A 24,646-nucleotide genomic window follows, 5' to 3' on the forward strand; every position below is an offset into this window, starting at 1 on the left:
CCCTGTTCATTCTTAGTTACGGGTTGTTCGATGAAGTTGTCCATGCCGCATTTCGATCAAGCACCAGTCTTGGTAGTCGGCGATGTCATGCTCGACCGTTATTGGCATGGCGGTACCTCGCGGATTTCACCGGAGGCGCCAGTGCCGGTGGTCAAGGTCGAGCAGATCGAGGATCGTCCGGGCGGTGCCGCCAACGTTGCCTTGAACATTGCTGCTCTGGGTGCGCCAGCCTCTCTGGTCGGTGTGACCGGAGAAGATGAGGCGGCCGAAAGTCTGGCCAATAGCCTGAAGGCGGCGGGTGTGAAGGCGCGCTTTCAGCGCATTGCCCATCAGCCGACCATCGTCAAACTGCGGGTCATGAGTCGTCACCAGCAATTGCTGCGTATCGACTTCGAAGAACCGTTTGCCACCGATGCCTTGGCGCTGAGCGCAGATGTCGAAGACATGCTCGACGGCATCAAAGTGCTGGTGCTGTCCGATTACGGCAAAGGCGCGTTGAAGAATCATCAAGTGCTGATTCAGGCTGCGCGTGCCCGGGGTATCCCGGTGCTGGCGGACCCTAAAGGTAAGGATTTTGCGATCTACCGCGGCGTCAGCGTGCTGACGCCGAACCTCAGTGAATTCGAAGTCATTGTCGGCCATTGCGCCGATGAGGCTGAACTGGTCGCCAAGGGCGCGAAGTTGATGAGTGAGCTGGAGCTGGGTGCATTGCTGGTGACCCGTGGCGAACACGGCATGACCCTGTTGCGTCCTGACTGTCCGGCCCTGCACTTGCCGGCGCGTGCCCGTGAAGTGTTCGACGTCACGGGTGCTGGCGATACCGTTATTTCTACCCTGGCGGCGGCGATTGCTGCCGGTGAAGAGCTGCCGCATGCCGTTGCGCTGGCCAATCTGGCTGCTGGCATCGTGGTCGGCAAGCTGGGTACAGCCGCTATCAGCGCGCCGGAATTGCGGCGTGCGATCCAGCGTGAAGAAGGCTCGGAGCGCGGGGTGTTGAGCCTCGATCAATTGCTCCTGGCAATCGACGATGCGCGGGCGCACAAGGAATCGATCGTTTTCACCAACGGCTGTTTCGATATTCTCCATGCCGGGCATGTGACCTACCTGGAGCAGGCGCGCGCGCAAGGCGATCGGCTGATCGTTGCGGTCAATGATGATTCGTCTGTCAGTCGCCTGAAAGGGCCTGGGCGGCCGATCAACAGTGTCGACCGGCGCATGGCTGTGCTGGCCGGGCTGGGCGCTGTGGATTGGGTGATCAGCTTCCCTGAAGACACTCCGGAAAACCTGCTGTCCCACGTCAAGCCTGACGTGCTGGTCAAAGGCGGGGATTACGGCATCGATCAAGTGGTCGGCGCCGACATCGTTGAAGCTTACGGTGGCAAGGTCAAGGTACTGGGGCTGGTGGCCAACAGTTCGACCACCGCTATCGTCGAGAAAATCCGCAGGCAGTGATGGTGCAGAGCGTCGGCTATGCCGACGCCCTTGCGAGTGAGTTCGCTCTCACACCGTCTTCGGCATTTCCTTCCGGTGAAATGCCAATCTGTGGGATTACTTGCTCAGGGTGCTTCGGGCCAGGTCGATCAATTGCCGGGCTTTGCTCGTCAGGCGCTTGAGGCCAGTCTTCTTCGGCGCTGGGGTCAATCCCTGTTGCCTGAGCCAATCCTTCCAGCGAATCCGCTCGTCACGCACGATCCAACCTTCCTGCGGTGCAAAGCTTTCTGCCAGGTACAGGCCGCGGGTGCTGGCCGGTTGCAGCTTGTCGCGCTTGAGGGTGTACAGCTCGGGCTTGGGCACGCCATTTTCCAGGGGCATCAGGTACAGGTCGGGGCGGCTGCGGTTGAGCCGTGCCACCAGTTGATCGTTTTCCAGGCACTCATCAACGTGAAACAGGCTCATTGGTCGCGCCTCTTTGGGCACTTCCAGACGCATGTCGTAAATCAGCTGCAGAGACGACGTCGGCAGATGCACGTAAGCGCGCGGGCGCTCCATCAGGGTCATGCTCCCGCAGCGTACGGGTCTGGCAGCGCCGGACAGCGGGCTTAGACGAAAGGGCAGGGCTTCGCGGTAATGCAGGGCCGAGGCATAGGGCGCAGGCAGCCAGGTGTCATTGAAGCGCCCGCTCAGCCAGCCTTGCGGGGTTTCGATCAAGCACTCTTCAGCGACTTCCTGAATGGCCGTGTGCAGTGGCAGATTCAATTCGTGCGCGGGGACGTAGCCGGAAATCAATTTCAGCACCACATCGCCACGGTCTCGCCGACGCTGCCTGACCAGCACCCAGTAATCGCGGTTCTGCCAGTTCAGGGTCAAGCGCACCGACACCCCGAGGTTGGCCAGCTCCACAGAAAAACGTTCGGCATCGGCCACTTCGATCTTGCGTCGGCGTTGCAGGGTCTGGGCGAAATTCAACGGCATCCCGGTGCTCTGGTAATTCAGGCCTTCGGGGGTGGCTTCGACAGCGAGCGGCAGGGTTTTAAAGTTGTTGGGGTTTTTCCGAATCAACGTTCGCGGCATGTCGGCTCCTTCTTACGTTGGGGTCGGCCGCCGCCTGAATCAGGTTTGACGGCGAATCACGGCGGCGGCAGTCGCCACGTTATGGGCCAGGTGCAGCGGATTAATAGTCCCGACAATAGCACTGGCGACACCCGGATGGGCAAACAGCAACTCGAAGCTGGCCTGAATCGGGTCCACGCCGGGGCTCAGACACACATGGCCGCTGGCCAGCGCCTTCTTCACCAGGATGGCTTTGCCATGGCTGGCGGCGTAGTCCAGTACCGGCTTTTCACTTTGTTCGTTGAGATTGTAGGTGACCATCGCGCAATCGCCTTCGCGCAACGCCAGCAGGCCACCCTCGACAGTTTTGCCGGAAAAACCGTAGCCGCGAATCTTGCCCTGCTGTTTGAGTTCGGCCAGCGCTTGATACACCCCGGAATCGTTGAGCACGGCCAAATCATTGCCGTCGGAATGGACCAGCACCAGGTCGATGAAATCAGTCTCCAGGCGCTTGAGACTGCGCTCCACCGACAGCCGCGTGTGTTCGGCACTGAAGTCGTGACGCGATTGGCCGCCCTCGAACTCCTCGCCGACTTTACTGACGATCACCCATTCGTGACGCTGCCCTCGCAGCAACGGACCCAGGCGCTCTTCGCTGGTGCCGTAGGCAGGGGCCGTGTCGATCAGGTTGATGCCCAGGTCGCGGGCCAGCTTGAGCAGCATCTGCGCTTCTCGATCATCGGGGATCGTGAAACCGTTGGGGTATTTGACCCCTTGATCACGGCCGAGCTTGACGGTACCCAGCCCCAGTGGCGAAACACGCAGACCGGTACTGCCAAGCGGGCGGTGCAGTTCATGCAGGGTTTTCATGGCAGTAGTTGATCCCAAACCGGTTGGGCCATGGGCGGTTTCGGCAGGCCGACAACGGGTGACTGCGGTGTCGGATGGACACCGTCGCGGGCCAGTGCGGCCAATACCCGATCAGCAAAGTCAGGGGCCAGCGCCAGCTTGGTCGGCCAGCCCACCATCAGGCGTTGTTGCACGGAAAGATAGGCGTTGTCCGGGCGCACCAGGCCGGACTGCGCCGGTTCGGCCCGATCAATACGCAAGGTCGCCCATTGCGCCTTGCTGAGGTCGACCCACGGCAGCAAGTTGCCGAGTTCTTTTTTGGCCGCAGCGATCTGAGCTTCGGGGTCGCGGGCGACGCCCTCGGCTTCGGCCAGATCCCCTCCCAGGTACCAGACCCATTGGCCATCGGCCGCCGGGTGGGTGGTGACGGTGACCCGAGGTTTCGGCCCGCCGCCCAGGCAATGGGCATACAAGGGCTTCAAGGTCGGTCCTTTGACCAACACCATATGCAAGGGGCGGCGTTGCATGGGGGGGTGTGACAGGCCCATGGACTTCAGCAACTCGGCGTTACCCGCGCCCGCGCTCAAAACCACGCGCTGGGCGAGGATCTCGCGGCCATCGACCCGCAGGCCGATCAGGTCTTCACCCTCAAGCAGGGGTTCGATTTTGGTGCCCGCCAGCAGGCTGTCGCCGGACAGTTCGGCGAGCCGCTCGACCAGACTGGGCACGTCGATCACCAGTTCGGCCAGTCGATAGACCTTGCCCTTGAACCCGGGATTTTGCAGCGCCGGAGGCAGGTCATCGCCGGTGACGTGATCGACCCTGCCGCGTACGGCCTTGCTGGCGAAAAAGCTGGTGAGGTTGCCAGCGAGGGTGCCGGGCGACCATAAGTAATGCGCTTCGGACAGCAAGCGCACGCCAGACAGGTCCAGCTCACCTTTGCCCGCGAGCGCATCACGCCAGCGACGCGGCATGTCGGCAATCGCTTCGGAAGCACCGCTCAGTGCGCCGTGCAGCGCGTATTTGGCGCCGCCGTGGATGATCCCCTGGGACTTTGTGCTTTGCCCGCCACCGAGGCTGGCGCTTTCCACCAACACGGTCGAGAACCCTTGACGACGCAGTCGCGCATTGAGCCAGAGACCGGCAACGCCAGCGCCGACAATCAGGACGTCAGTGGTCATACGGGATGGAGTGAGCGCAGATGGCATGGGCGACCTCGGTGGCTAAACGGATGTCGCCATTATAGGGGATCGCGTTTTCAATGCCCGGCGGTTTTCGAGAACAGTTGAATGACCACCACGCCGAGGACGATCAGGGCCATGCCAAGCATCGCTGGCACGTCGAGTTTCTGCCCGTAAATGAACAACGCGGCGATGCTCACCATGACGATGCCCATGCCCGCCCAGACCGCATAGGCGACCCCCACCGGGATGCTGCGCACCACCAGCGTGAGCATCCAGAACGCAATGCCGTAACCCACGATCACCAGCAGCAATGGCAGTGGCGTGCTGATACCTTTGACCGCTTTCATCGAGACGGTAGCGATAACTTCTGCGCAGATGGCGATGGCCAGGTAGTAGTAGGCAGTCATGATGGGATTCCTCTTCGTTAGTCGCGCATTCTAGAGATCGCTCAGATGGGGTAAAGTCATTACCTATCTTCCTGTCCGATAGGTTGGTGTGCCTTGCAATGGAATCTCGAGCAAATCCGCTTATTCGTCAGCGTCGCCGAACAGCGCTCGTTTTCGGCCGTGGCGCGTGATCTGCAACGCGCGCAATCGGCGGTCAGCAGTGGTGTCGCGCTGTTGGAGGCTGATCTGGGGGTTATCCTGTTCGACCGCAGCAGTGGCCGCCAACCGCGCTTGACCGAAGCCGGTGGTGCGTTGCTTGAAGAAGCGCGAGAGCTGTTGCGCCAATGTGAGCGCCTGGACGGTCGGGCACTGGCCTTGATGCGGGGCGAAGAGGCCCGCTTGCGACTGGCGCATGACGAAGCCATGCCTTATCAACCGGTGCTGGACAGCCTGGAGGCGCTGGCCGAACAGTTTCCTGGCCTGGAAGTGCAACTGGCCAGCGGCGCCCAAGGTGATGTGGCGCGCAAATTGGTGGCGCGTCGCGCCGATCTCGGGTTGCTGTTTCACCATGAGCAGATGCCCGAAGCCCTGGAGCGCCGGGTGCTGGGCAGCGTCGAAATGGTCACGGTCTGTGCCGTTGGGCATCCATTGGTCAACGCGTCTCGGGTCAGTCGTCAGCAGTTGGGGCGCCATCGGCAACTATTGATCGCGCCTCAGCAAAGCGGCTATCCCGGTGGCGAGCAGATCAGTGCACAGGTCTGGCGTGCCGACAGCTTTTACGTGATGGCCGAATTGCTCATGCGGGGCCTCGGCTGGGCCTGGTTGCCCCGGCATGTGGTGCAGTACCCGGCTTACCAGAATCAGATGGTCGAGCTGATCAGCGACTGGACGCCGCCGGCCCTGGTGGTGGAGATGGTCTGGCGCCGTGACGAACCACTCGGTCCGGCGGCCCGGTCGCTGGCAGAAAGCTTTGCCCGGCATTTGCAGGCGATTGGCTGATAAACTCCGCCGCCATGAATAGAACTCTTTATACCCTGCTGTTTCATCTCGGTTTGCCTCTTGTTGCGCTGCGCCTGTGGTTGCGGGCGCGCAAGGCCCCGGCGTACGCGCAGCGAGTCAGCGAGCGGTTTTCGTTCGGTCTGCCGCCCATGCAGCGCGGCGGCATTTGGGTGCATGCGGTGTCGGTGGGTGAAAGCATCGCAGCGGCGCCGATGATTCGGGCCTTGCTGACGCGTTATCCACAGTTGCCGATCACTGTGACCTGCATGACGCCGACCGGCTCGGAGCGGATCAAGGCGCTGTTCGCTGACGAGCCGCGCATTCAGCATTGTTATCTACCCTATGATTTGCCTTGGGCCGCCGGACGTTTTCTCGATCATGCCGGGCCTCGGCTCGGGGTCATCATGGAAACCGAACTGTGGCCCAACCTCATTCACCAATGCGCCAGGCGCGGTATCCCGGTGGTCCTGGCCAACGGCCGGCTGTCAGAGCGTTCGGCACGTGGTTATGGGCGCTTCGCCAAGCTGACCCGGCCGATGCTCGCCGAAATGAGCGGATTCGCCGTGCAGACCGAGGCCGAGGCTCAGCGCTTCCTGGATCTGGGTGCGCGACGCGATTGCGTTGAAGTGACGGGCTCAATCAAGTTCGACCTGAGCATCGACCCGCAGCTGTTGGCGCGCGCCGCTGAGCTGCGTGAGCAATGGCACACCCGCGAGCGTCCGACATGGATCGCAGCCAGTACCCACGCCGGCGAAGATGAAGTTGTGTTGGCGGCGCACCGTCAGTTGCTCCTCAGCCATCCCGATGCGTTGCTGATTCTGGTACCGCGTCACCCGGAACGCTTCAACAGCGTTCACGACTTATGTCAGCAGCAAGGCTTCGAGACGGTTCGTCGCTCGACGGCGCAAGCGGTGACGTCAACCACGTCGGTGTTGCTGGGTGACACCATGGGTGAGTTGCTGTTTCTGTACGCGTTGGCCGATTGCGCGTTCGTCGGTGGCAGCCTGGTGCCCAATGGCGGGCATAACTTGCTGGAGCCTGCGGCGTTGGCCAAGCCGGTCTTGAGCGGCCCGCACCTGTTCAACTTTCTGGAAATCGCTGCGCTGCTGCGCCAGGCGGGTGCGTTGGAAGAAGTGAGTGATGTGGCGGGGCTGGCGGTCGCGGTGCAGCGCCTGTTCGATCAGCCGCAGCTGGCGCGCATCATGGCCGATGCCGGCCTGACAGTGATGCGCGCCAACCAGGGCGCGTTGCAGCGGTTGCTGGGGATGCTGGCGCGGGTGTCGGGGTTGTAAGACAGTAGCAAGCCTCTGCAGGAGCGAATTCATTCGCGAATGAATTCGCTCTTATCAAACAATACGTAACTAACTGAAATAAATTGATTATTTGTAGGAGCGCGCTTGCCCGCGATAAAGACCGAAGGGCTTTCCTGCGACATCGGCGCCAACCCATTTACGACTGCTGCGCAGCCGATCGCGGGCAAGCGCGCTCCTACCTGAACCTTGTTTGCTGCGCGACAGCGCGGCGTCGAAGACGCGGCGAGGCCTCCTCCTACAGAGTGAACTGCTCCCTGTGGGGAAGGCGATCAATACTCCGAAGGTTTTTCCAGGTTTTTCTGTGCGGCCTTCGCCAGGTCGGGTGGCAGGAAGTCTTTGTCCGGGTTGTAGTCGGCTTTGAGGTAGCGCGACAGCTCCTGCAAGTCAGCAGGGCTCAGCGTGCCTGCCGCCTGCTTCAGGCGCAGGTTGTCGATGAGGTAGTCGTAGCGCGTGTTGTTGTATAAACGCACCGAGTTGTACAGCTGGCGCTGAGCGTCGAGCACGTCGACGATATTGCGCGTCCCGACCTGATAACCGACCTCGGTCGCTTCCAGTGCACTTTGGTTGGAAATGATCGATTGCTTGCGTGCCTGAACCTGTTCGACATCGGTGTTCACGGCGCGGTGCAGGTTGCGGGTATTTTCCACGACCTGACGACGCAGGGCTTCGCGGCGCTGCTCGATCTGGCTCAGGCGTGCATAGGCTTCGCGGACTTGCGAACTGGTCAAACCACCGCTGTAGATCGGAATGTTCAACTCAACGCCAACGCTGCGTTGTTCGATATTGCCGCCATAGTTCTGACCGGTGAAGTTGGGGTTGCTGAAACCCAGCGCATCGTTATCCCCACGCGTGTATGAGGCGACCGCATCGAGAGTCGGCGCATGCCCGGCTTTGCGTTGGCGCAGGGTTTCTTCAGCGGCGCTCACGGCGTAGTTACTGGCAAGCAGGTTCAGGTTCTGTTGCGACGCGGTATCGACCCAGGCTTTGGCATCGTTGGGCGTTGGCGCCAACACGGGCAGGGTATGAACGATGCCTTCGATGGCGTTGTAGTCGCGGTTGGTCAAGGTCACCAGCGCCTCGAACGCATCGTCTACCCGACGCTTGGCGGCGATTCGGTTGGCGCGCGCTGTGTCGTAACTGGCCTGGGATTGCAGCACGTCGGTCTTGTCCGACAGGCCAACGTCAAAGCGTTCGTTGGCTTGATCCAGTTGACGCTTGAACGCGGCTTCTTCGGCCTTGGTCGAGGCCAGCGTGTCCTGGGCGCGCAGGACCTCGAAGTAGTCTTGCGCGCTCTGCAAAATGAGGTTTTGCTCGGTCGCGGAAAGCTCCAGCGCCGCCTGCTCGTTGACGGCCTTGGCGGCCTGCAACTGGAACCAGCGATCCGCACGGAAGATAGGCTGGCTCAATGTTGCTTGATAGGCCGTGCCGCTGCGGGTAGCGGTCATTGAGGGCTGATCCATTTGAGTGCGGGTGTTGTTGATCCCCGCGCCTGCAGACAGATTGGGCAGCAGGCCGGCCCGAGCCTGGGGCACGATTTCTTTGCGGGCCGAGTAGTCAGCGATGGCGGCAGCCAGGTCTGCGTTGTTATTCACGGCATCCTGGTACACGTTGACCAGGCCGGTCTTGGTCGGTATGGGCGCGTCTGCTGCCCAGGCCATTCCGTTGGAAGCACAAGACACGGCAAGCGCCAGTGAAAGTTTGCGCAGCATGAGACGTTCCCTAGAGTTGATAGTGCAATGAGGATGTGAAGATCGCTGCTACGGGGCACGATCCGCAACGCAGCGAGTGTAGTTCTCGGGGTTGCTCACAACAATCCTGTATATCCGCCATTTATCGAACGATATAAGAGGAAGTTGGCGTTCTGTCCGTATCTTGCACTAGACTGGTCGGGTTCTTGTCGGGGTGCCTTGCTATGAGGCTGAGATCGGTTAATCCGGATCCCGTTGAACCTGATCAGGTTAACGCCTGCGTAGGGAACAAGATTTCTCGTCTCCCGGCGAGTCCTCTTGAGTATCGTCCGGGGTCGATTGTTCAATAAATGAACAGTAACGCCTCCTTTCTATACTCAGCGCCAGCCTTGGTGCGTCCGTGTCATTCAGGTTTGCTCCGACAATTAATCCGCCGCTGGATGATGCCTGGAGTGCCCGTGATGAGTAAAAAACTAAAAGACGCCACCAATTTGAGCGATTCGGCCAAGGTCGATTCGGGATCTGTGCAGCCCTTTACCCGTTCGCAAAAAATCTATGTTCAGGGTTCGCGCCCGGACATTCTTGTGCCGATGCGTGAAGTGACGCTGGACGTGACGCCCACCGACTTTGGCGGCGAGATCAACGCGCCAGTGGTTATTTACGACACCTCGGGCCCTTACACCGATCCCAACGTGATCATCGACGTGCGCAAAGGCCTGGCGGACATCCGTTCGCCGTGGATTGAATCGCGTAACGACACCGAGCGTCTGGCGGGGCTGAGCTCCAACTTTGGCCAGGAACGTCTGAGCGATGCCGAACTGACGGCCCTGCGCTTCGCCCATGTGCGCAACCCGCGCCGGGCCAAGGCGGGCGCCAACGTCAGCCAGATGCACTATGCGCGTCAGGGCATCATCACCGCCGAGATGGAATACGTCGCCATCCGCGAAAACATGAAGCTGCAGGAAGCCCGCGCCGCCGGTCTGCTGACTCCGCAGCACGCGGGCCACAGCTTCGGCGCCAGTGTCCCGAAAGAAATCACCGCTGAATTCGTCCGTGACGAAATCGCTCGCGGTCGCGCGATCATTCCGGCCAACATTAACCACGTTGAGCTGGAACCGATGATCATCGGCCGTAACTTCCTGGTGAAGATCAACGGCAACATCGGCAACAGCGCGCTGGGTTCCTCCATCGAAGAAGAAGTCGCCAAACTGACCTGGGGCATTCGCTGGGGTTCGGACACGGTCATGGACCTGTCCACCGGCAAACACATTCACGAAACCCGCGAATGGATCATCCGTAATTCGCCGGTCCCGATCGGCACCGTGCCGATTTATCAGGCGCTGGAAAAAGTTGACGGCGCGGCCGAAGACCTGACCTGGGAACTGTTCCGCGACACCTTGATCGAGCAGGCCGAGCAGGGCGTCGACTACTTCACCATTCACGCTGGCGTGCTGTTGCGGTATGTACCGCTGACCGCCAAACGCGTGACCGGGATTGTTAGCCGTGGTGGTTCGATCATGGCCAAGTGGTGCCTTGCGCATCACCAGGAAAACTTCCTGTACACCCATTTCGAAGACATTTGCGAAATCATGAAGGCCTACGATGTCAGCTTCTCGCTGGGCGACGGCCTGCGTCCGGGCTCGATTGCCGATGCCAACGATGCGGCGCAATTCGGCGAGCTGGAAACCCTCGGCGAGCTGACCAAGATCGCCTGGAAGCATGATGTGCAGACCATGATCGAAGGCCCGGGCCATGTCCCGATGCAGCTGATCAAAGAGAACATGGACAAGCAGCTGGAGTGCTGTGACGAGGCGCCGTTCTACACCCTCGGGCCGTTGACCACCGACATCGCGCCGGGTTACGACCACATCACCTCGGGCATCGGTGCGGCCATGATCGGCTGGTTCGGTTGCGCCATGCTCTGCTACGTCACGCCTAAAGAGCATTTGGGCTTGCCGAACAAGGATGACGTGAAGACCGGGATCATTACCTATAAAATCGCGGCCCACGCGGCGGACCTGGCCAAAGGGCACCCTGGCGCGCAGATTCGCGACAATGCCTTGAGCAAGGCGCGCTTCGAGTTTCGTTGGGAGGACCAGTTCAACCTCGGCCTCGATCCTGATACCGCACGCTCGTATCATGACGAAACCCTGCCGAAGGACTCGGCCAAGGTCGCGCACTTCTGCTCCATGTGCGGACCGAAGTTCTGCTCGATGAAGATTACCCAGGAAGTTCGGATATACGCCGCCAACCAGCACATCGAAACCGTGGATGCGGCCGTGCAGGAGGGCCTGCGAGAACAGGCCGAGCGCTTCAAGCAGGAAGGCAGTCAGCTGTACAAAAAGGTTTAAGTCTTTTGGCCTGAATGCGGGGTGTCTGACACCCCGCATCCGCGAAGAGGTCAGGCAAGGCACCCAAAAAACAAAGGGTTAACCCCTATCATCTGCTCCTCTGAGATAACCCCCGTGAACCCTTCAACCAATACCTATTCCCCCGACGTCGCGGTGCCTGCGGGCAAGCGTGTGTTCGGCGGTCGTGATTTGTTTTCCCTGTGGTTTTCCCTCGGCATTGGCCTGATGGTCCTGCAAACCGGCGCGTTGCTGGCGCCGGGGCTGGGCTTGTCAGGGTCACTGCTGGCGATTTTCCTTGGCACCCTCGTTGGCGTTTTGCTGTTGGCCGCCGTGGGTGTGATCGGTAGCGATACCGGGCTTTCGGCCATGGCCGCGCTCAAGCTCAGCCTTGGCACGCGTGGCGCGTCACTGCCAGCGGTGCTGAACCTGCTGCAATTGGTGGGTTGGGGCGCTTTCGAGATCATCATCATGCGTGACGCCGCCAGTCTGCTGGGCGCGCGCGCGTTTGCCGAGGGCAGTCTGTGGGCTAACCCTCTGCTCTGGACGTTATTCTTCGGCGCGTTGGCCACCTTGCTGGCGGTCAGCGGGCCGTTGACCTTCGTTCGTCAGATACTGCGCAAGTGGGGCATCTGGCTGCTGTTGGCGGCGTGTGTCTGGTTGACCTGGAACCTGCTGACCAAAACCGACTTGTCCGCACTCTGGTCGCGCGCCGGTGACGGTTCGATGCCGTTTGCCGTGGGTTTTGATATCGCCATCGCCATGCCGCTGTCCTGGCTGCCGTTGATTGCCGACTACTCACGGTTCGGCAAGCGCGCCAAAAGTGTCTTTGGCGGTACAGCGCTTGGCTTCTTTATCGGCAATTTCTGGCTGATGAGCCTGGGCGTTGCCTACACCCTGGCGTTCGCGCCGAGCGGTGAAGTCAATGCGTTGCTGCTGGCGTTGGCCGGTGCCGGTTTGGGTATTCCACTGTTACTGATTCTGCTCGACGAGTCAGAAAACGCGTTCGCCGATATTCACTCGGCGGCGGTGTCCAGCGGGATTCTGCTGCGTTTGAAGGTCGAGCATCTGGCATTGGTCATCGGCGTGATCTGCACCCTGATCGCCTGCTTTGCACCGCTGGCGCAGTACCAGAACTTCCTGCTGCTGATCGGCTCCGTGTTCGCGCCGTTGTTCGGTGTGGTGTTGGTGGATCACTTCATCCAGCGTCGCCGCAGCAGCCAGATGGCGACAGTCGGCTTTCGCTGGATGACGCTGCTGGCCTGGCTGGGTGGCGTCAGCACCTATCACCTGCTGGCTAATTCGTACCCCGACGTGGGGGCAACATTGCCAGCCCTGATCGTGGCTGGCGTGTTGCAACTGTTGCTGGGCAAAGCGCTCAACCGCGGCCCGGGAACAGTTCCTGCTTGATGATGCCATTGAGCTGCGGGTAAGGGATCTTCAATTCGATGTGGCCCATGGAGTACGGGGCAATAGTGGTCACAGCGTATTTGAGGATCACCCCGCCATACGTCAAGGCGATGTTCGGGGTCTTCTGGAACGGCCACATTTTCACGAACTCGGCGTCCTGGTCGACCTTGGAACTGATCATCCAGCTCTTGTGGGCCAACTGCGCTTTCTGCCAGAAGGCCTCTTCCTGGCCTGGCACGAGCATGTCTTGCAGGGTCAATGCCTTGTGTTGCTGGCGGGAATAGGTAATGAGTTCGCGGCCAGGCGTGCCATGTGCGTCGCCGGTGTCCAGGTAGCTGGACAGTTCGACAATCACCAGACCGTCATGCTGCTCGCGTACCTTGGCCTGCAGATAGCTGCTGTTGTGGCTTTGCGCTTCTCGCAGAAACTGCGCTTCATAGGCTTTGAGCGACACTGGCAACGGTGCGTCCGGCGAGGTACGGGTCAATTTCAGCAAGGACTTCTCGACAAGACTGTCGAGTATCGGCTCGTCCGGAAAATGCACTGTATCGACGTTCACCAGTGGGCAGTCGGCCACGGTGCAGCCCGGCTTGATCTGCTCCGAGGCATCACGCTGCACTTCCAGCGGTGCGCGCATATTAGGCTGGAACAGGCTTTGGCAGGCGCCCAGCATCAGGGCGAGGCAAGCGAGCGAAGCAATCCTCAAAATTGACATGTAGGTCCTTGGCAGTAACAAAAAAGGCGAGTTAACGTGGTTCGACTGCAAGCAGCCCCATCAGTTCGCCACTAGGCTAATTAGAAGTTGTTTGCGACCTGGCCGTCTACCCCGGTTGCTCCAATGACTGGTTTAAAGGGCTGCATCCGGCGAAAGAGCGCGCTAGGATGGCGCGAAGTCGACGTGGGCCAGTAGCGAGAACTATATGAGTGATACGACCAGATCCGTCCCGGTAGCGGTGACAATTACGAAGCGTGAAAACTGCTTCAAGGGTTTTTACCGTCTGGATCGCATGCACCTGCGCCATGAGCTTTTCGGTGGTGGCATGAGTACCGAAATCAGCCGTGAGTTGTTTGTTCGTCACGATGCGGTGTGCGTGCTGCCATACGATGCCAAGCGCGACGAGGTGGTCCTGATTGAGCAGTTTCGAGTCGGTGCGTTGGGCAAGGTCGATAATCCATGGTTGATTGAACTGGTGGCCGGTCTGATCGATAAGGACGAGGAACCAGAAGAGGTTGCCCACCGCGAGGCAGAAGAGGAAGCTGGACTTACTTTCAGTGCGATGTTGCCGATCACCAAGTACTTTCCATCACCGGGTGGCAGCAGTGAATACGTTCACCTGTACTTGGGGCATTGCGAAAGCGAGGGGGCGGGCGGGTTGCACGGGCTGGAAGCGGAAGGCGAGGATATTCGCGTAACGGTGTGGTCGCTGGACGATGCGCTACAGGCCGTACGTGATGGACGAATTTTCAATGCGGCCACTCTTATTGCATTGCAATGGCTGGCATTGAACCGGACTGAAGTCAGGGGGCTATGGTCGTGAACCTTGTGCGCGAGCGCTACCGTGTTGACCTTGTCGGGCTGCAAGCGGCCTGCGAGGCCAACTATGCGCGCTTGATGCGATTGCTCCCCGACATGCGCAACCAGCAGCGCTCGCGTCGGGTGGCCGTCACCCAGGGCGATCAAATGCTCGGTGTACTGGCCGTCGAAGTGCTGCTCGATTGCCCGTACACCACCACCCTGCAAGTGCGTCAGGAGCACAGCCTGCCGTGGCTGCCGGTGCCCAAACTCGAAGTGCAGGTCTATCACGACGCCCGCATGGCCGAAGTCATCGGCGCCGAACATGCCCGCCGGTTTCGCGGTATCTACCCTTATCCCAATGCCGCCATGCACCAGCCGGATGAAAAAGCCCAGCTCAACCTGTTTCTTGGGGAGTGGCTGAGCCATTGCCTGGCGTGCGGGCATGAGTTTGAAGTGGTGCGCTAAGCGGATTTGCACGCGCGGGCTGACAAGCGCCATCCATTACTGCTATCTAGATGACTGTTTTTCAGAATGCGACGCAGGTCGTGCTGACCGGCTTACCCTCGTAACTGTCAGCCAGCATAATTGTGTCCAAATCGCTCAAGGAGATGGCCTTGCCGAGCGCCCCTACTCACACCTCCGATTCTTCAGTCCTGCTGGTCCAGCTAACCGACAGCCATTTGTTTGCCAATGCAGACGAAAAGCTGCTGGGCATGAGTACCCTTGATAGCCTGAACAAGGTGATCGAGTGTGTTCTGGCTGAGCAGTCGCAGATCGACTTGCTGATCGCCAGCGGTGATTTGTCCCAGGATGGCAGTCTTGAGTCCTACCAGGCGTTTCGTCAGGCCAGTGGGCGGATTCAGGCACCGGCGCGTTGGTTTCCCGGGAATCACGATGAGGTGCCGGCGATGACCGAGGCTGCGCGACAGAGCGATTTTCTCGCGCCTATCGTCGATCTCGGCCATTGGCGTATTACATTGCTGGACTCTTCAGTGCCCGGTTCGGTGCCGGGTTACTTGCAGGATCAGCAATTGCAGCTGTTGGCGCAGTCCCTGAGTGAAGCGCCCGAGCGTCACCATCTGGTGTGCCTGCACCACAACCCGGTGAACATCGGTTGTGCCTGGATGGACCCCATCGGCTTGCGTAATCCCGAAGCGCTGTTTGCCGTGCTCGATCGATTCCCGCAGGTGCGCGCGGTGCTCTGGGGCCATGTCCATCAGGAATACGACCAGCTGCGCAATGGCGTTCGCCTGCTGGCCTCACCGTCCACCTGCATTCAGTTTGCGCCGGGCAGTGTCGAGTTCAAGGTCGACAGCACAGCGCCAGGCTACCGCTGGTTGCGTCTGCACGCAGACGGCCGCCTTGAAACCGGTGTCTCGCGGGTAGAGGGGCTGGTCTTTGAGGTGGATTACAGTGGTCAAGGTTATTGAACGATCCGTCCTGATTTGAGTGGGAAACGTCTGAAGGCAAGTCATCGGGCGGCAGTCCCTGTAAACTGCGCGTCTTTGCTTGCGCTCAAAAGTTTCAGGAGGGAATGTGACCGGCGAACCATCCACACTGTTGTATATCCACGGTTTGAACAGCTCGCCGCGCTCAAAGAAGGCCAGCCAGTTGTCGACCTTGATGCAAACGCTCGGCCTCGGCGAGCATTTGCGGGTCCCGGAGCTGCATCATCACCCGCGTCAGGCGATCGCTCAGCTCGACGCATTGATCACTGAGTTGGGTCGGCCGTTGCTGGTCGGCAGCTCCCTCGGCGGCTACTATGCCACTCACTTGGCTGAGCGCCACGGCCTCAAGGCTCTGCTGATCAACCCGGCAGTCACGCCGCATCGGCTGTTCGACGGGTATATCGGTACCCAACAGAATCTTTACAGCGGTGAAAGCTGGGAATTGACCCACGACCATGTGCAGGCACTCGCCGAACTGGAAGTGCCCGCCCCGCAGGATCCGTTGCGCTTCCAGGTATGGTTGCAGACCGGTGATGAAACCCTGGACTACCGCAGTGCCCAGTCCTATTACCGAGCGTGCGCCTTGCGCATTCAGCCCGGCGGCGATCACAGCTTTCAGGGCTTCACCGAGCAGTTGCCGGCGTTGCTGAGTTTTGCAGGCTTTGCCCCGGAGCTGCTCCAGGCGATTGATCTTTCTGCGCTGTAACACCTGTAATCAATTGACTGATATTCCGAAATTTCACGAACGACTGATGACGAGACCCCATGGCCAATCCCAGCGCTAGCTCTTATAACGCAGACGCCATCGAAGTCCTCTCGGGCCTCGACCCGGTACGCAAACGCCCGGGCATGTACACCGACACCACGCGGCCGAACCACCTCGCCCAGGAAGTCATCGACAACAGCGTCGATGAAGCCCTCGCCGGGCATGCGAAATCGGTGCAGGTCATCCTTCACGCCGACAACTCGCTGGAAGTGTCCGATGACGGTCGCGGCATGCCGGTGGACATTCACCCGGAAGAGGGTGTGTCTGGCGTCGAGCTGATCCTGACCAAGCTCCACGCGGGCGGCAAGTTCTCGAACAAGAACTACCAGTTCTCCGGCGGCCTCCATGGCGTGGGGATTTCCGTGGTGAACGCGCTCTCGAACCATGTTCGGGTCCGGGTCAAACGCGACGGCAATGAATACGAGATGACCTTCGCTGACGGCTACAAAGCCAGCGAGCTGGCGGTTATCGGCACGGTCGGTAAGCGCAATACCGGGACCAGCGTGTACTTCGCCCCGGACCCTAAATATTTCGACACGCCGAAATTCTCTGTCAGTCGCCTCAAGCATGTGCTCAAAGCCAAGGCGGTGTTGTGCCCGGGGCTGTTGGTCAGCTTCGAAGACAAAGCCTCCGGCGAGAAAATCGAGTGGCATTTCGAAGACGGCTTGCGCTCTTATCTGCAAGATTCGGTCAGCGAGTTTTTGCGCCTGCCGGATGAGCCGTTCTGCGGCAGTTTCGCCGGTAATAAAGAAGCCATCGATTGGGCCTTGCTCTGGTTGCCCGAGGGTGGCGACAGCGTTCAGGAAAGCTACGTCAACCTGATTCCTACCCAGCAGGGCGGGACCCACGTCAACGGCCTGCGCCAGGGTCTGCTCGACGCGATGCGCGAGTTTTGCGAGTTCCGCAACCTGCTGCCGCGTGGCGTCAAGTTGGCGCCCGAAGACGTCTGGGAGAAGATCGCGTTCGTCCTGTCGATGAAAATGCAGGAGCCGCAATTCTCCGGCCAGACTAAAGAGCGGTTGTCATCGCGTGAAGCAGCGGCGTTCGTCTCTGGCGTGGTCAAGGACGCATTTAGCCTATGGCTCAACACGCACTCCGAACTCGGCATGCAACTGGCGGAACTGGCGATCAACAACGCTGGTCGCCGCCTTAAGGCCAGCAAGAAGGTTGAGCGTAAACGCGTCACTCAAGGCCCCGCGCTGCCGGGCAAGCTGGCCGACTGCGCCGGACAGGACCCGATGCGTTCCGAGCTGTTTCTGGTTGAAGGCGACTCCGCTGGCGGTTCGGCCAAACAAGCGCGAGACAAAGAGTTTCAAGCGATCCTGCCGTTGCGTGGCAAGATCCTTAATACCTGGGAAGTCGATGGCGGTGAAGTCCTCGCCAGCCAGGAAGTGCACAACATCGCCGTGGCCATTGGCGTTGACCCGGGCGCGGCCGACATCAGTCAGCTGCGTTACGGCAAGATTTGTATTCTCGCCGACGCCGACTCCGACGGCCTGCACATCGCAACCTTGCTGTGCGCGTTATTCGTGCAGCATTTCCGCCCACTGGTGGATGCGGGCCACGTCTACGTCGCAATGCCGCCGTTGTACCGGATCGACCTGGGCAAAGAGATCTATTACGCGCTGGATGAATCGGAGCGTGACGGGATTCTTGATCGTCTGGTCGCGGAGAAAAAGCGCGGCAAGCCACAGGTCACCCGATTCAAAGGTCTGGGCGAGATGAACCCGCCCCAGCTCCGCGAAACCACCATGGACCCGAACACTCGGCGCCTGGTCCAGCTCACCCTGGATGATTACGCGGCGACCTCGGAAATGATGGACATGCTGCTGGCGAAAAAACGCGCGGGCGACCGCAAGACCTGGCTCGAATCAAAAGGCAATCTGGCCGAGGTTCTCACCTGATGCGAGGCTGGTTCGTCGCGTTATTGCTGATCGCTTCACCGGTATTCGCAGCGCCGCTGGCTGAACTGAAGATGCTGTCCGAACATGCGGTCGATGGCATGGTGGGCGGTAACCTTTCGGGGCTGGCGTCTTGCAATGGCGAGCTGTGGACGGTGTCGGACCGCGATGATGCTTTGCTGTACCGACTCGATACCTCATCGGTGGTGTGGAAGGCCGAGGCAAACGTCATCGACGTGCCGCCGGTGCCGGACAGCGGCTTGCCATTTGGCCTGCGTTCGCTGGCCAAGGCATCGTCGTATGTTCGCGGCGGTGATCTGGATTTCGAAGGCGTGACGTGCGACGCGGTGGGGAACCGTTATCTGGTCAGCGAGGCGTATGCCGCCGTGCTGCAAGTACCGGTCTCCGGTTCGCCGAACTGGCTCAAGCTGCCGCCGAGTCTGGTCCGGCAGGCGCGCGCCAGTGGCATGCTGCAGCGCTTCAACGCGGTGTTTGAAGGCATTGCCATCAATCCCGCCGGAGATCGACTCTGGCTGGCGGCCGAACGTGAAAAGCGCGGTTTGCTGGTGGCGCATCGCGGGCAGACAGTCTGGGGCTGCAAAGGTGGCTGCGTCATGCTCAGCGAAGGCGGGACTCAAGCACTTCCAGCACAAATGGGCGGCCGTGAAGCCTCGCGAGACTTTTCCGACCTGTCGCTGTTCAACGGCAAGCTGTTTACCCTGGAGCGCGCTGCTTACCGGGTTTGCCGTCGTGATCTGGACACCGGGAAGGTCGAGCTTTGCTGGTCATTCGCTGACGATGCGCTGATACCGTCCCGACGCTATCCGCAGCCTTATGGGCTGGCCGAGGCGCTGGTCATCGACGCGGAGGGTGCCTGGATCGGTGTCGACAACAACTTTGGTGCGCGAGCCGATGGCGAGAGCCGTCCGATTGTATGGCGTTTCGCGGCACCCGAGGGCGGCTGGGGCGCCAAACCGTGAGCCAGCAAGTTCCCGGCAAGCGTGCGGGTCGCGTACTGATGATTCTGGCGTGGGGTGCTGCGCTGTTTCTGGCTACGCGCTTTTTTGGGCAATGGGAAGCGCGCCAGGAAAACCCCAACACCGCGGTGACCTCGCAACATGGCGATGGCTATATCGAAGTGCAACTGCTGAGCAACGGCCAGGGCCATTTCGTCAGCAGTGGCCAGATCAATGGCCAGACGGTGCAGTTTTTACTGGATACCGGCGCCACCGACGTAGCGATTCCCGCCAAGGTAGCCGATACACTGCGACTCAAGCGCGGCATGCCGGTGACGGTCAATACCGCCAATGGCCGGAGCGAGGGTTTTCGCACCATGATCGACCGTCTGCAAGTGGGTGATATCGTCCTGCATGACGTACGCGCCCTGGTGGCGCCCGGTCTGGAAGGCGAACAGATACTGCTGGGCATGAGCGCAATGAAACAACTTGAATTCACCCAGCGCGGCGGCACCATGCTGCTGCGCCAGACCACGAAATGATGAGGCTTGCATGAGCGATTCCCTTGACCTCAGCCTGGATGGCGTAGAACGCCGATCACTGGCTGACTTCACAGAACAGGCCTACCTCAACTACTCCATGTACGTGATCATGGACCGTGCCCTGCCGCATATCGGCGACGGCCTGAAGCCTGTACAGCGGCGTATTATCTACGCCATGAGCGAGTTGGGGCTCGATGCCGACTCCAAGCACAAGAAGTCGGCGCGTACCGTCGGCGACGTTCTCGGTAAATTTCACCCCCACGGCGACTCGGCCTGCTACGAAGCCATGGTGCTGATGGCGCAGCCGTTCAGTTATCGCTACACGCTGGTCGACGGCCAGGGTAACTGGGGCGCGCCGGATGATCCGAAATCCTTCGCCGCCATGCGTTACACCGAAGCGCGGTTGTCGCGCTATTCCGAAGTGCTGCTCAGCGAGTTGGGCCAGGGCACGGCGGATTGGGTCCCGAACTTCGACGGCACCCTCGACGAGCCGGCGGTGTTACCGGCGCGCATGCCGAATATTCTGCTCAACGGCACCACCGGCATCGCCGTCGGCATGGCCACTGACGTGCCGCCGCATAACCTGCGGGAAGTCGCCTCTGCCTGTGTGCACTTGCTCGATGAGCCCAAGGCCACGATCGAAGAGCTGTGCGAGCACATCAAGGGCCCGGATTATCCGACCGAAGCGGAAATCATCACTCCGCGCGCCGATCTGCTGAAAATGTACGAAACCGGCAAAGGCTCGGTGCGCATGCGTGCGGTATATCGCATCGAAGACGGCGATATCGTCGTCACCGCGTTGCCGCATCAGGTGTCCGGCGCCAAGGTGCTGGAGCAGATCGCTGCGCAGATGCAGGCCAAGAAGCTGCCGATGGTCGCCGACCTGCGCGACGAGTCGGACCACGAACATCCTTGCCGCATTGTGATCATCCCGCGTTCCAATCGGGTCGAACTCGACGAGTTGATGCAGCATCTGTTCGCCACCACCGAGCTGGAATCCAGCTATCGGGTGAACATCAACATCATCGGTCTTGATGGCAAGCCGCAACTCAAGAACCTCAAAGCGTTGCTCAGCGAGTGGCTGGTGTTCCGTATTGGCACCGTGCGCCGGCGTTTGCAATTCCGTCTGGATAAGGTCGAGCGCCGCCTGCACCTGTTGGACGGCTTGCTCACGGCTTACCTGAACCTGGATGAAGTCATCCACATCATCCGCACCGCCGAACACCCGAAAGCGGAGTTGATCGAGCGGTTCGCGCTGTCGGAAATTCAGGCTGACTACATCCTCGACACGCGTTTGCGTCAGCTGGCTCGCCTGGAAGAAATGAAACTGCGGGCCGAGCAGGATGAGTTGCGCAAGGAACAGACACGTCTGCAATCGCTGCTGGGCAGTGAAACCAAGCTGCGTAAGCTGGTGCGTACTGAATTGATCGCGGACGCTGAAACGTATGGCGACAACCGTCGCTCGCCAATTGTGTCCCGCACTGAAGCCAAGGCGTTGTCGGAAAACGAGCTGATGCCGACCGAGCCGGTCACGGTCGTGCTTTCGGATAAAGGCTGGGTGCGTTGCGCCAAGGGCCACGATATCGACGCCACCGGGCTTTCCTACAAAGCCGGGGACGGCTTCAAGACCTCTGCGGCCGGGCGCTCCAACCAATTTGCAGTTTTCATCGACTCCACGGGGCGCAGCTACTCGCTGCCGGCGCATACCTTGCCGTCCGCCCGTGGCCAGGGCGAACCGTTGAGCGGTCGTCTCACGCCGCCGCCGGGTGCCAGCTTTGAATGTGTACTGTTGCCGGACGATGACGCGCTGTACGTCATTGCTTCCGACGCAGGCTATGGCTTCGTGGTTAAGGGTGAAGACCTGCAAGCCAAGAACAAGGCGGGCAAGGCGTTGCTGAGTCTGCCTAATGGCGCCAAGGTGATTCTGCCGCGGCCAGTGACTGATCGTGAGCAAAACTGGCTTGCGGCAGTGACCACGGAAGGGCGCTTGTTGATTTTCAAAGTCAGTGATTTGCCGCAGTTGGGCAAAGGCAAAGGCAACAAAATCATCGGCATTCCGGGCGAGCGCGTGGCCAGTCGCGAAGAGTACGTGACCGACCTGGCGGTGATCCCGGAAGGCGCGACATTGGTGCTGCAAGCCGGCAAGCGCACGCTGTCGTTGAAGGCTGATGACCTCGAACATTACAAGGGTGAGCGCGGTCGACGCGGCAACAAGCTTCCCCGGGGCTTCCAGCGAGTGGATGCATTATTGGTTGAAAATAGCCTGTAATGCCGGATTAGAGCGTTCGGTCTTCATTTTGCCATGATGGCCGACGCATAATCGCTGGAGTCATGAGCAATATTCACGGATGATATGACGTCTTGAGTCACCAGCGTGGCTGAGTGCCTTCATGTATTTTGTGAGTATTGACGCTGTGGTGCGCCTTGTGGCGACTACCTGGATGGGATGATGAATTTTTTACGCCTTCCTTTTGTTTTGTTAATGACCGGCGTAATTGGGCTTGCCGGTTGCAGTGTGCAACAACCGACTTCGTTGTATCAGCTTGACGCCGGCGAGCCGGGTCAACCTAAACAAAGTGCTGGGCTGGCTGTTTTGTTGGGCCCGGTTTCAGTGGCCGATTATCTTCAACGTGAAACGCTGTTGCAACGCCAACCGGATGGCAGCCTGACGGCATCGACCGATGGTCGCTGGGCGGGCAGTCTGTCTTCGGACATCGATCAACTGCTGTTGCGCCGACTGGCCTGGAAACTGGACAGTCAGCGCGTGGTGCTGGCACCCGCGGTCACCGGTTTTACCCCGGATGTGCAGGTCTTGTTGTCCATTACCCGACTTGATTCGGGCGCAAACCAACCTGCGGTGCTCGATGCTCAGTGGCGCTTGCTCGATCGCAAGGGTCAGGTTCGCGATAGCCGACTGATTCACCTGGAAGAGCCCCATGTCGGGACCTCGGCTGCACAGGTAAAAGCGCAGGGCGTACTTTTGCAGCGTCTGGCCGATCAACTGAGCGTTGCGGTCAAACCATTGGCCAACCAGCCTGCGGACGAACCTAAAAAGCAGCCTTCGGCTCAGGCGCACACGAATAAAGAGCAAGATCAGGGCAGGCCAAAGATTCCCTTGGCTTCGCCGATTCGTACGGATATGGAAGTGTTCCGCTTCTGAGGAAGTGGCTCCACCGCCCAATAAAAAGCCCACATCGCTGTGGGCTTTTTATTGGGCGTCTGTCTGACACCTGCTGGCGCGGGTTTCCCCGCGATGGCGGTATCCGCTAAACCTTGCCCCGGCTCTCATGCATCCGCGCCAGTTGGCGTTCGAGCATGGACGGGTAGGGCTCCATCAGCCGTTCGACGCAGCACGCGCCTTCCGGGCTGGCGATAGGTCGGATGCGGGCGCGTTGGCGGATCAACACATCGTCGCTGATCTTGCGCTCTACCAGCAGCAGGTTGCGGCTGTGTTGTGACAGCGCCAATGCATCTTGCGCGGTTTCAGTCAGCAACAGGTCGATCTGGCTCAAGCCGAACAGTCCGTCACTCAGGGTCAGGCCCAGCTGCAATTGCAGGGTGATGCCGCTGTCGGCGACCTCGATCTGCAAGGCGTGGCCCAGGGCGCGCAGAAGCTCGCCACAGCAAATCGCGTTGGTCAGGTAGTCCTCGCCACTGTCCTGGCTATGGAACAGCATCAGCGTGCTGCCATCGTTCAGTGTGTGCAGTTCGCTTTGATACAGCGACGCGGCTTGATCCAGGCAGTCACGGTAGCGTTGCAGCAGTTCGGTCAGGCGAGCGCGGGGCAAACGGCGCAGTTGATCCTGAGCGCCAAGCTGTACGGCCAGTACCGCACTGTGTTGCGGCTGGCTCGGGGCAATCGGAGCGCGCTTGGCCACGGGGGCGGGGGTGGAATGATCGCGCAGATCGGCGAAGGGGTCTTCTTCGCCCTCTTCATCTTCTTCAGCGACGATGCGCCTCGGCGCTTGCGCCGGCAGGCGAGGTTTAGGCGCTTCATCGAAACCAGGTTCGTGCAGGTCGTTCGCGGTAAACCCGGGTTCGTCGTCCTCTTCTGTTTCAAGGTACGGATCGGTGCCAGCGTGTTCGTCGTATTCCGGTTCTGGAACGGGCTGAGGTTCAGGCGGTTCGGGCGCGAACGAAGCGTGCAGTTGACGGGCCAGATCGCCGATTTCATCCTGGCGTTCGGTGGCGGGTGTGTGCTCGTCGATATCGCGCAGCCACACGCGCAATTGCAGCAGCGGCGTTGAAATGTAACGACCCAGGCGCAAGCTCAACGCCAGTGCCAATGCCAGCAGAATTCCGCTGAGGATGCCCATGCTTTGCAAGCTGATGGTCATCGGCTGCTGGAATTGCGCCATGTCCAGGCTGATGCGCAGGTGCCCGGCGATCACGTCCTGGAAGGTGATTTTTATCTCGTACAAGCCTTCGGCTTCACCCAGCAGGCCATTTTTAGGGCGCTGACCGGCTTCTGCAAGGATGCGGTTATCCACGCTGTAGATGGCGGCGTGGGCCACCAGCGGGTTCTTCACCAGATTGCCCAGCAGCACGTTGAGACTGAGGATGTCGTTGGACACCAGCAGTTCCGTGGCGGACGTCGCAGTTTGCGTGGTCAGGGCCTGGCCGAGGGCGTCAGCCTGTTCGTGCATGGCCTGCTTGAACTGCAGGCCCATCACGCAGGCATAGATCACCAGCGCCAAGGCGACCAGAATCACGTTATGGCTGGCTATGCGCAAAGCAAGCGGTACACGCCTATGGCGCAATGCCCGAAAGATCAGCAGGAAGAAATTATCGGTTTTAACTGGCGTGGGCCGGTTCACTGAGCACGGTTCTTTTGGTGAAGTTGCCGGGCA

At 60.1% G+C, this 24,646-nt stretch carries 21 protein-coding genes and 1 riboswitch; of the genes, 14 read left to right on the plus strand and 7 right to left on the minus strand.

The window, feature by feature from the left end; translation table 11 throughout:
- The first annotated feature begins 30 nt into the window (after positions 1-30).
- The gene (gene hldE / locus K0F75_RS13600) at positions 31-1,452 is read left to right on the plus strand and encodes a bifunctional D-glycero-beta-D-manno-heptose-7-phosphate kinase/D-glycero-beta-D-manno-heptose 1-phosphate adenylyltransferase HldE (protein WP_219062394.1); all 1,422 of its coding nucleotides are present in this window, start codon (positions 31-33) and stop codon (positions 1,450-1,452) included.
- 96 nt (positions 1,453-1,548) lie between these two features.
- On the opposite strand, the gene K0F75_RS13605 is transcribed toward hldE, so the two are convergent.
- Genes K0F75_RS13605 through K0F75_RS13620 form a run of 4 tightly spaced genes read right to left on the minus strand, consistent with a single transcriptional unit; the run spans position 1,549 to position 4,930 of the window.
- The gene (locus tag K0F75_RS13605) at positions 1,549-2,511 is read right to left on the minus strand and encodes a metal ABC transporter ATPase (protein ID WP_219062395.1); all 963 of its coding nucleotides are present in this window, start codon (positions 2,509-2,511) and stop codon (positions 1,549-1,551) included.
- Between the two features lie 39 nt (positions 2,512-2,550).
- Positions 2,551-3,360 carry an aldo/keto reductase gene (locus K0F75_RS13610; protein WP_219062396.1) on the minus strand — a complete coding sequence of 270 codons (810 nt, stop codon included), beginning with the start codon at positions 3,358-3,360 and terminating at the stop codon, positions 2,551-2,553.
- Positions 3,357-4,547: an FAD-binding oxidoreductase gene (locus K0F75_RS13615; protein WP_219062397.1), complete on the minus strand. Its 1,191-nt coding sequence runs from the start codon at positions 4,545-4,547 to the stop codon at positions 3,357-3,359. Before K0F75_RS13615 ends, K0F75_RS13610 begins: the two co-directional genes overlap by 4 nt.
- A gap of 50 nt (positions 4,548-4,597) precedes the next feature.
- Positions 4,598-4,930: a multidrug efflux SMR transporter gene (locus tag K0F75_RS13620; protein ID WP_219062398.1), complete on the minus strand. Its 333-nt coding sequence runs from the start codon at positions 4,928-4,930 to the stop codon at positions 4,598-4,600.
- Between the two features lie 93 nt (positions 4,931-5,023).
- Here K0F75_RS13620 and K0F75_RS13625 point away from each other — a divergent pair, with 93 nt between their 5' ends.
- The gene (locus K0F75_RS13625; protein WP_219062399.1) at positions 5,024-5,908 is read left to right on the plus strand and encodes a LysR family transcriptional regulator; all 885 of its coding nucleotides are present in this window, start codon (positions 5,024-5,026) and stop codon (positions 5,906-5,908) included.
- 14 nt (positions 5,909-5,922) lie between these two features.
- Positions 5,923-7,200, plus strand: a complete 1,278-nt coding sequence (waaA, locus tag K0F75_RS13630; RefSeq protein WP_219062400.1) for a lipid IV(A) 3-deoxy-D-manno-octulosonic acid transferase — start codon at positions 5,923-5,925, stop codon at positions 7,198-7,200.
- A gap of 290 nt (positions 7,201-7,490) precedes the next feature.
- Here waaA and K0F75_RS13635 read toward each other — a convergent pair whose 3' ends face one another.
- A complete protein-coding gene (locus tag K0F75_RS13635) occupies positions 7,491-8,930 on the minus strand; it encodes a TolC family outer membrane protein (protein ID WP_219062401.1) in 1,440 nt (479 codons plus the stop codon).
- 179 nt (positions 8,931-9,109) lie between these two features.
- Positions 9,110-9,214: riboswitch (TPP riboswitch) on the plus strand.
- Between the two features lie 156 nt (positions 9,215-9,370).
- Here K0F75_RS13635 and thiC point away from each other — a divergent pair.
- Positions 9,371-11,260 (plus strand): phosphomethylpyrimidine synthase ThiC, encoded by a 1,890-nt coding sequence (thiC, locus tag K0F75_RS13640; RefSeq protein WP_219062402.1) that lies wholly within the window; start codon positions 9,371-9,373, stop codon positions 11,258-11,260.
- A gap of 114 nt (positions 11,261-11,374) precedes the next feature.
- Positions 11,375-12,667 (plus strand): putative hydroxymethylpyrimidine transporter CytX, encoded by a 1,293-nt coding sequence (gene cytX / locus K0F75_RS13645; protein ID WP_219062403.1) that lies wholly within the window; start codon positions 11,375-11,377, stop codon positions 12,665-12,667.
- Here the strand turns inward: cytX and K0F75_RS13650 are convergent.
- Positions 12,636-13,382 carry an RsiV family protein gene (locus K0F75_RS13650; RefSeq protein ID WP_219062404.1) on the minus strand — a complete coding sequence of 249 codons (747 nt, stop codon included), beginning with the start codon at positions 13,380-13,382 and terminating at the stop codon, positions 12,636-12,638. The genes cytX and K0F75_RS13650 overlap by 32 nt on opposite strands.
- A 205-nt stretch (positions 13,383-13,587) precedes the next feature.
- Here K0F75_RS13650 and K0F75_RS13655 point away from each other — a divergent pair, with 205 nt between their 5' ends.
- The 9 genes from K0F75_RS13655 (at position 13,588) to K0F75_RS13695 (ending at position 22,956) form a co-directional block, all read left to right on the plus strand.
- A complete protein-coding gene (locus K0F75_RS13655) occupies positions 13,588-14,205 on the plus strand; it encodes an NUDIX domain-containing protein (RefSeq protein WP_219062405.1) in 618 nt (205 codons plus the stop codon).
- On the plus strand, positions 14,196-14,648 hold the full coding sequence (locus K0F75_RS13660; RefSeq protein ID WP_219062406.1) for a DUF1249 domain-containing protein: 453 nt from the start codon (positions 14,196-14,198) through the stop codon (positions 14,646-14,648). The genes K0F75_RS13655 and K0F75_RS13660 overlap by 10 nt, the downstream gene beginning before the upstream one ends.
- Before the next feature lie 143 nt (positions 14,649-14,791).
- Positions 14,792-15,613: a 3',5'-cyclic-AMP phosphodiesterase gene (gene cpdA / locus K0F75_RS13665; RefSeq protein WP_219062407.1), complete on the plus strand. Its 822-nt coding sequence runs from the start codon at positions 14,792-14,794 to the stop codon at positions 15,611-15,613.
- A 106-nt stretch (positions 15,614-15,719) separates the two neighbouring features.
- Positions 15,720-16,337, plus strand: a complete 618-nt coding sequence (locus K0F75_RS13670) for a YqiA/YcfP family alpha/beta fold hydrolase (RefSeq protein WP_219062408.1) — start codon at positions 15,720-15,722, stop codon at positions 16,335-16,337.
- Between the two features lie 59 nt (positions 16,338-16,396).
- The gene (parE, locus tag K0F75_RS13675) at positions 16,397-18,301 is read left to right on the plus strand and encodes a DNA topoisomerase IV subunit B (RefSeq protein ID WP_219062409.1); all 1,905 of its coding nucleotides are present in this window, start codon (positions 16,397-16,399) and stop codon (positions 18,299-18,301) included.
- Positions 18,301-19,278, plus strand: coding sequence for an esterase-like activity of phytase family protein (locus K0F75_RS13680; protein ID WP_219062410.1), 978 nt, complete (start codon positions 18,301-18,303; stop codon positions 19,276-19,278). The genes parE and K0F75_RS13680 overlap by 1 nt, the downstream gene beginning before the upstream one ends.
- A complete protein-coding gene (locus tag K0F75_RS13685; protein WP_219062411.1) occupies positions 19,233-19,796 on the plus strand; it encodes a TIGR02281 family clan AA aspartic protease in 564 nt (187 codons plus the stop codon). The genes K0F75_RS13680 and K0F75_RS13685 overlap by 46 nt, the downstream gene beginning before the upstream one ends.
- A 10-nt stretch (positions 19,797-19,806) precedes the next feature.
- Positions 19,807-22,065: a DNA topoisomerase IV subunit A gene (gene parC / locus K0F75_RS13690; protein ID WP_219062412.1), complete on the plus strand. Its 2,259-nt coding sequence runs from the start codon at positions 19,807-19,809 to the stop codon at positions 22,063-22,065.
- A gap of 180 nt (positions 22,066-22,245) precedes the next feature.
- The gene (locus tag K0F75_RS13695) at positions 22,246-22,956 is read left to right on the plus strand and encodes a membrane integrity-associated transporter subunit PqiC (protein ID WP_219062413.1); all 711 of its coding nucleotides are present in this window, start codon (positions 22,246-22,248) and stop codon (positions 22,954-22,956) included.
- 106 nt (positions 22,957-23,062) lie between these two features.
- On the opposite strand, the gene K0F75_RS13700 is transcribed toward K0F75_RS13695, so the two are convergent.
- On the minus strand, positions 23,063-24,613 hold the full coding sequence (locus K0F75_RS13700) for a histidine kinase (protein WP_219062414.1): 1,551 nt from the start codon (positions 24,611-24,613) through the stop codon (positions 23,063-23,065).
- Between the last annotated feature and the right edge of the window lie 33 nt (positions 24,614-24,646).

Origin of the sequence: Pseudomonas sp. UMAB-08 (assembly GCF_900095225.1) — a bacterium.
GTDB lineage: Bacteria > Pseudomonadota > Gammaproteobacteria > Pseudomonadales > Pseudomonadaceae > Aquipseudomonas.

Bases quoted from the DNA above. Each gene is read 5' to 3' on its own strand.
- cpdA (WP_219062407.1), top strand. From the start codon at position 14,792: ATGGCCTTGCCGAGCGCCCCTACTCACACCTCCGATTCTTCAGTCCTG.
- K0F75_RS13685 (WP_219062411.1), top strand. From the start codon at position 19,233: ATGGCGTTTCGCGGCACCCGAGGGCGGCTGGGGCGCCAAACCGTGAGC.
- K0F75_RS13680 (WP_219062410.1), top strand. From the start codon at position 18,301: ATGCGAGGCTGGTTCGTCGCGTTATTGCTGATCGCTTCACCGGTATTC.
- K0F75_RS13605 (WP_219062395.1), bottom strand. From the start codon at position 2,511: ATGCCGCGAACGTTGATTCGGAAAAACCCCAACAACTTTAAAACCCTG.
- K0F75_RS13695 (WP_219062413.1), top strand. From the start codon at position 22,246: ATGAATTTTTTACGCCTTCCTTTTGTTTTGTTAATGACCGGCGTAATT.
- waaA (WP_219062400.1), top strand. From the start codon at position 5,923: ATGAATAGAACTCTTTATACCCTGCTGTTTCATCTCGGTTTGCCTCTT.
- hldE (WP_219062394.1), top strand. From the start codon at position 31: ATGAAGTTGTCCATGCCGCATTTCGATCAAGCACCAGTCTTGGTAGTC.
- K0F75_RS13650 (WP_219062404.1), bottom strand. From the start codon at position 13,382: ATGTCAATTTTGAGGATTGCTTCGCTCGCTTGCCTCGCCCTGATGCTG.
- K0F75_RS13655 (WP_219062405.1), top strand. From the start codon at position 13,588: ATGAGTGATACGACCAGATCCGTCCCGGTAGCGGTGACAATTACGAAG.
- parE (WP_219062409.1), top strand. From the start codon at position 16,397: ATGGCCAATCCCAGCGCTAGCTCTTATAACGCAGACGCCATCGAAGTC.
- thiC (WP_219062402.1), top strand. From the start codon at position 9,371: ATGAGTAAAAAACTAAAAGACGCCACCAATTTGAGCGATTCGGCCAAG.
- K0F75_RS13610 (WP_219062396.1), bottom strand. From the start codon at position 3,360: ATGAAAACCCTGCATGAACTGCACCGCCCGCTTGGCAGTACCGGTCTG.
- K0F75_RS13620 (WP_219062398.1), bottom strand. From the start codon at position 4,930: ATGACTGCCTACTACTACCTGGCCATCGCCATCTGCGCAGAAGTTATC.
- K0F75_RS13615 (WP_219062397.1), bottom strand. From the start codon at position 4,547: ATGCCATCTGCGCTCACTCCATCCCGTATGACCACTGACGTCCTGATT.
- parC (WP_219062412.1), top strand. From the start codon at position 19,807: ATGAGCGATTCCCTTGACCTCAGCCTGGATGGCGTAGAACGCCGATCA.
- K0F75_RS13635 (WP_219062401.1), bottom strand. From the start codon at position 8,930: ATGCTGCGCAAACTTTCACTGGCGCTTGCCGTGTCTTGTGCTTCCAAC.
- K0F75_RS13660 (WP_219062406.1), top strand. From the start codon at position 14,196: ATGGTCGTGAACCTTGTGCGCGAGCGCTACCGTGTTGACCTTGTCGGG.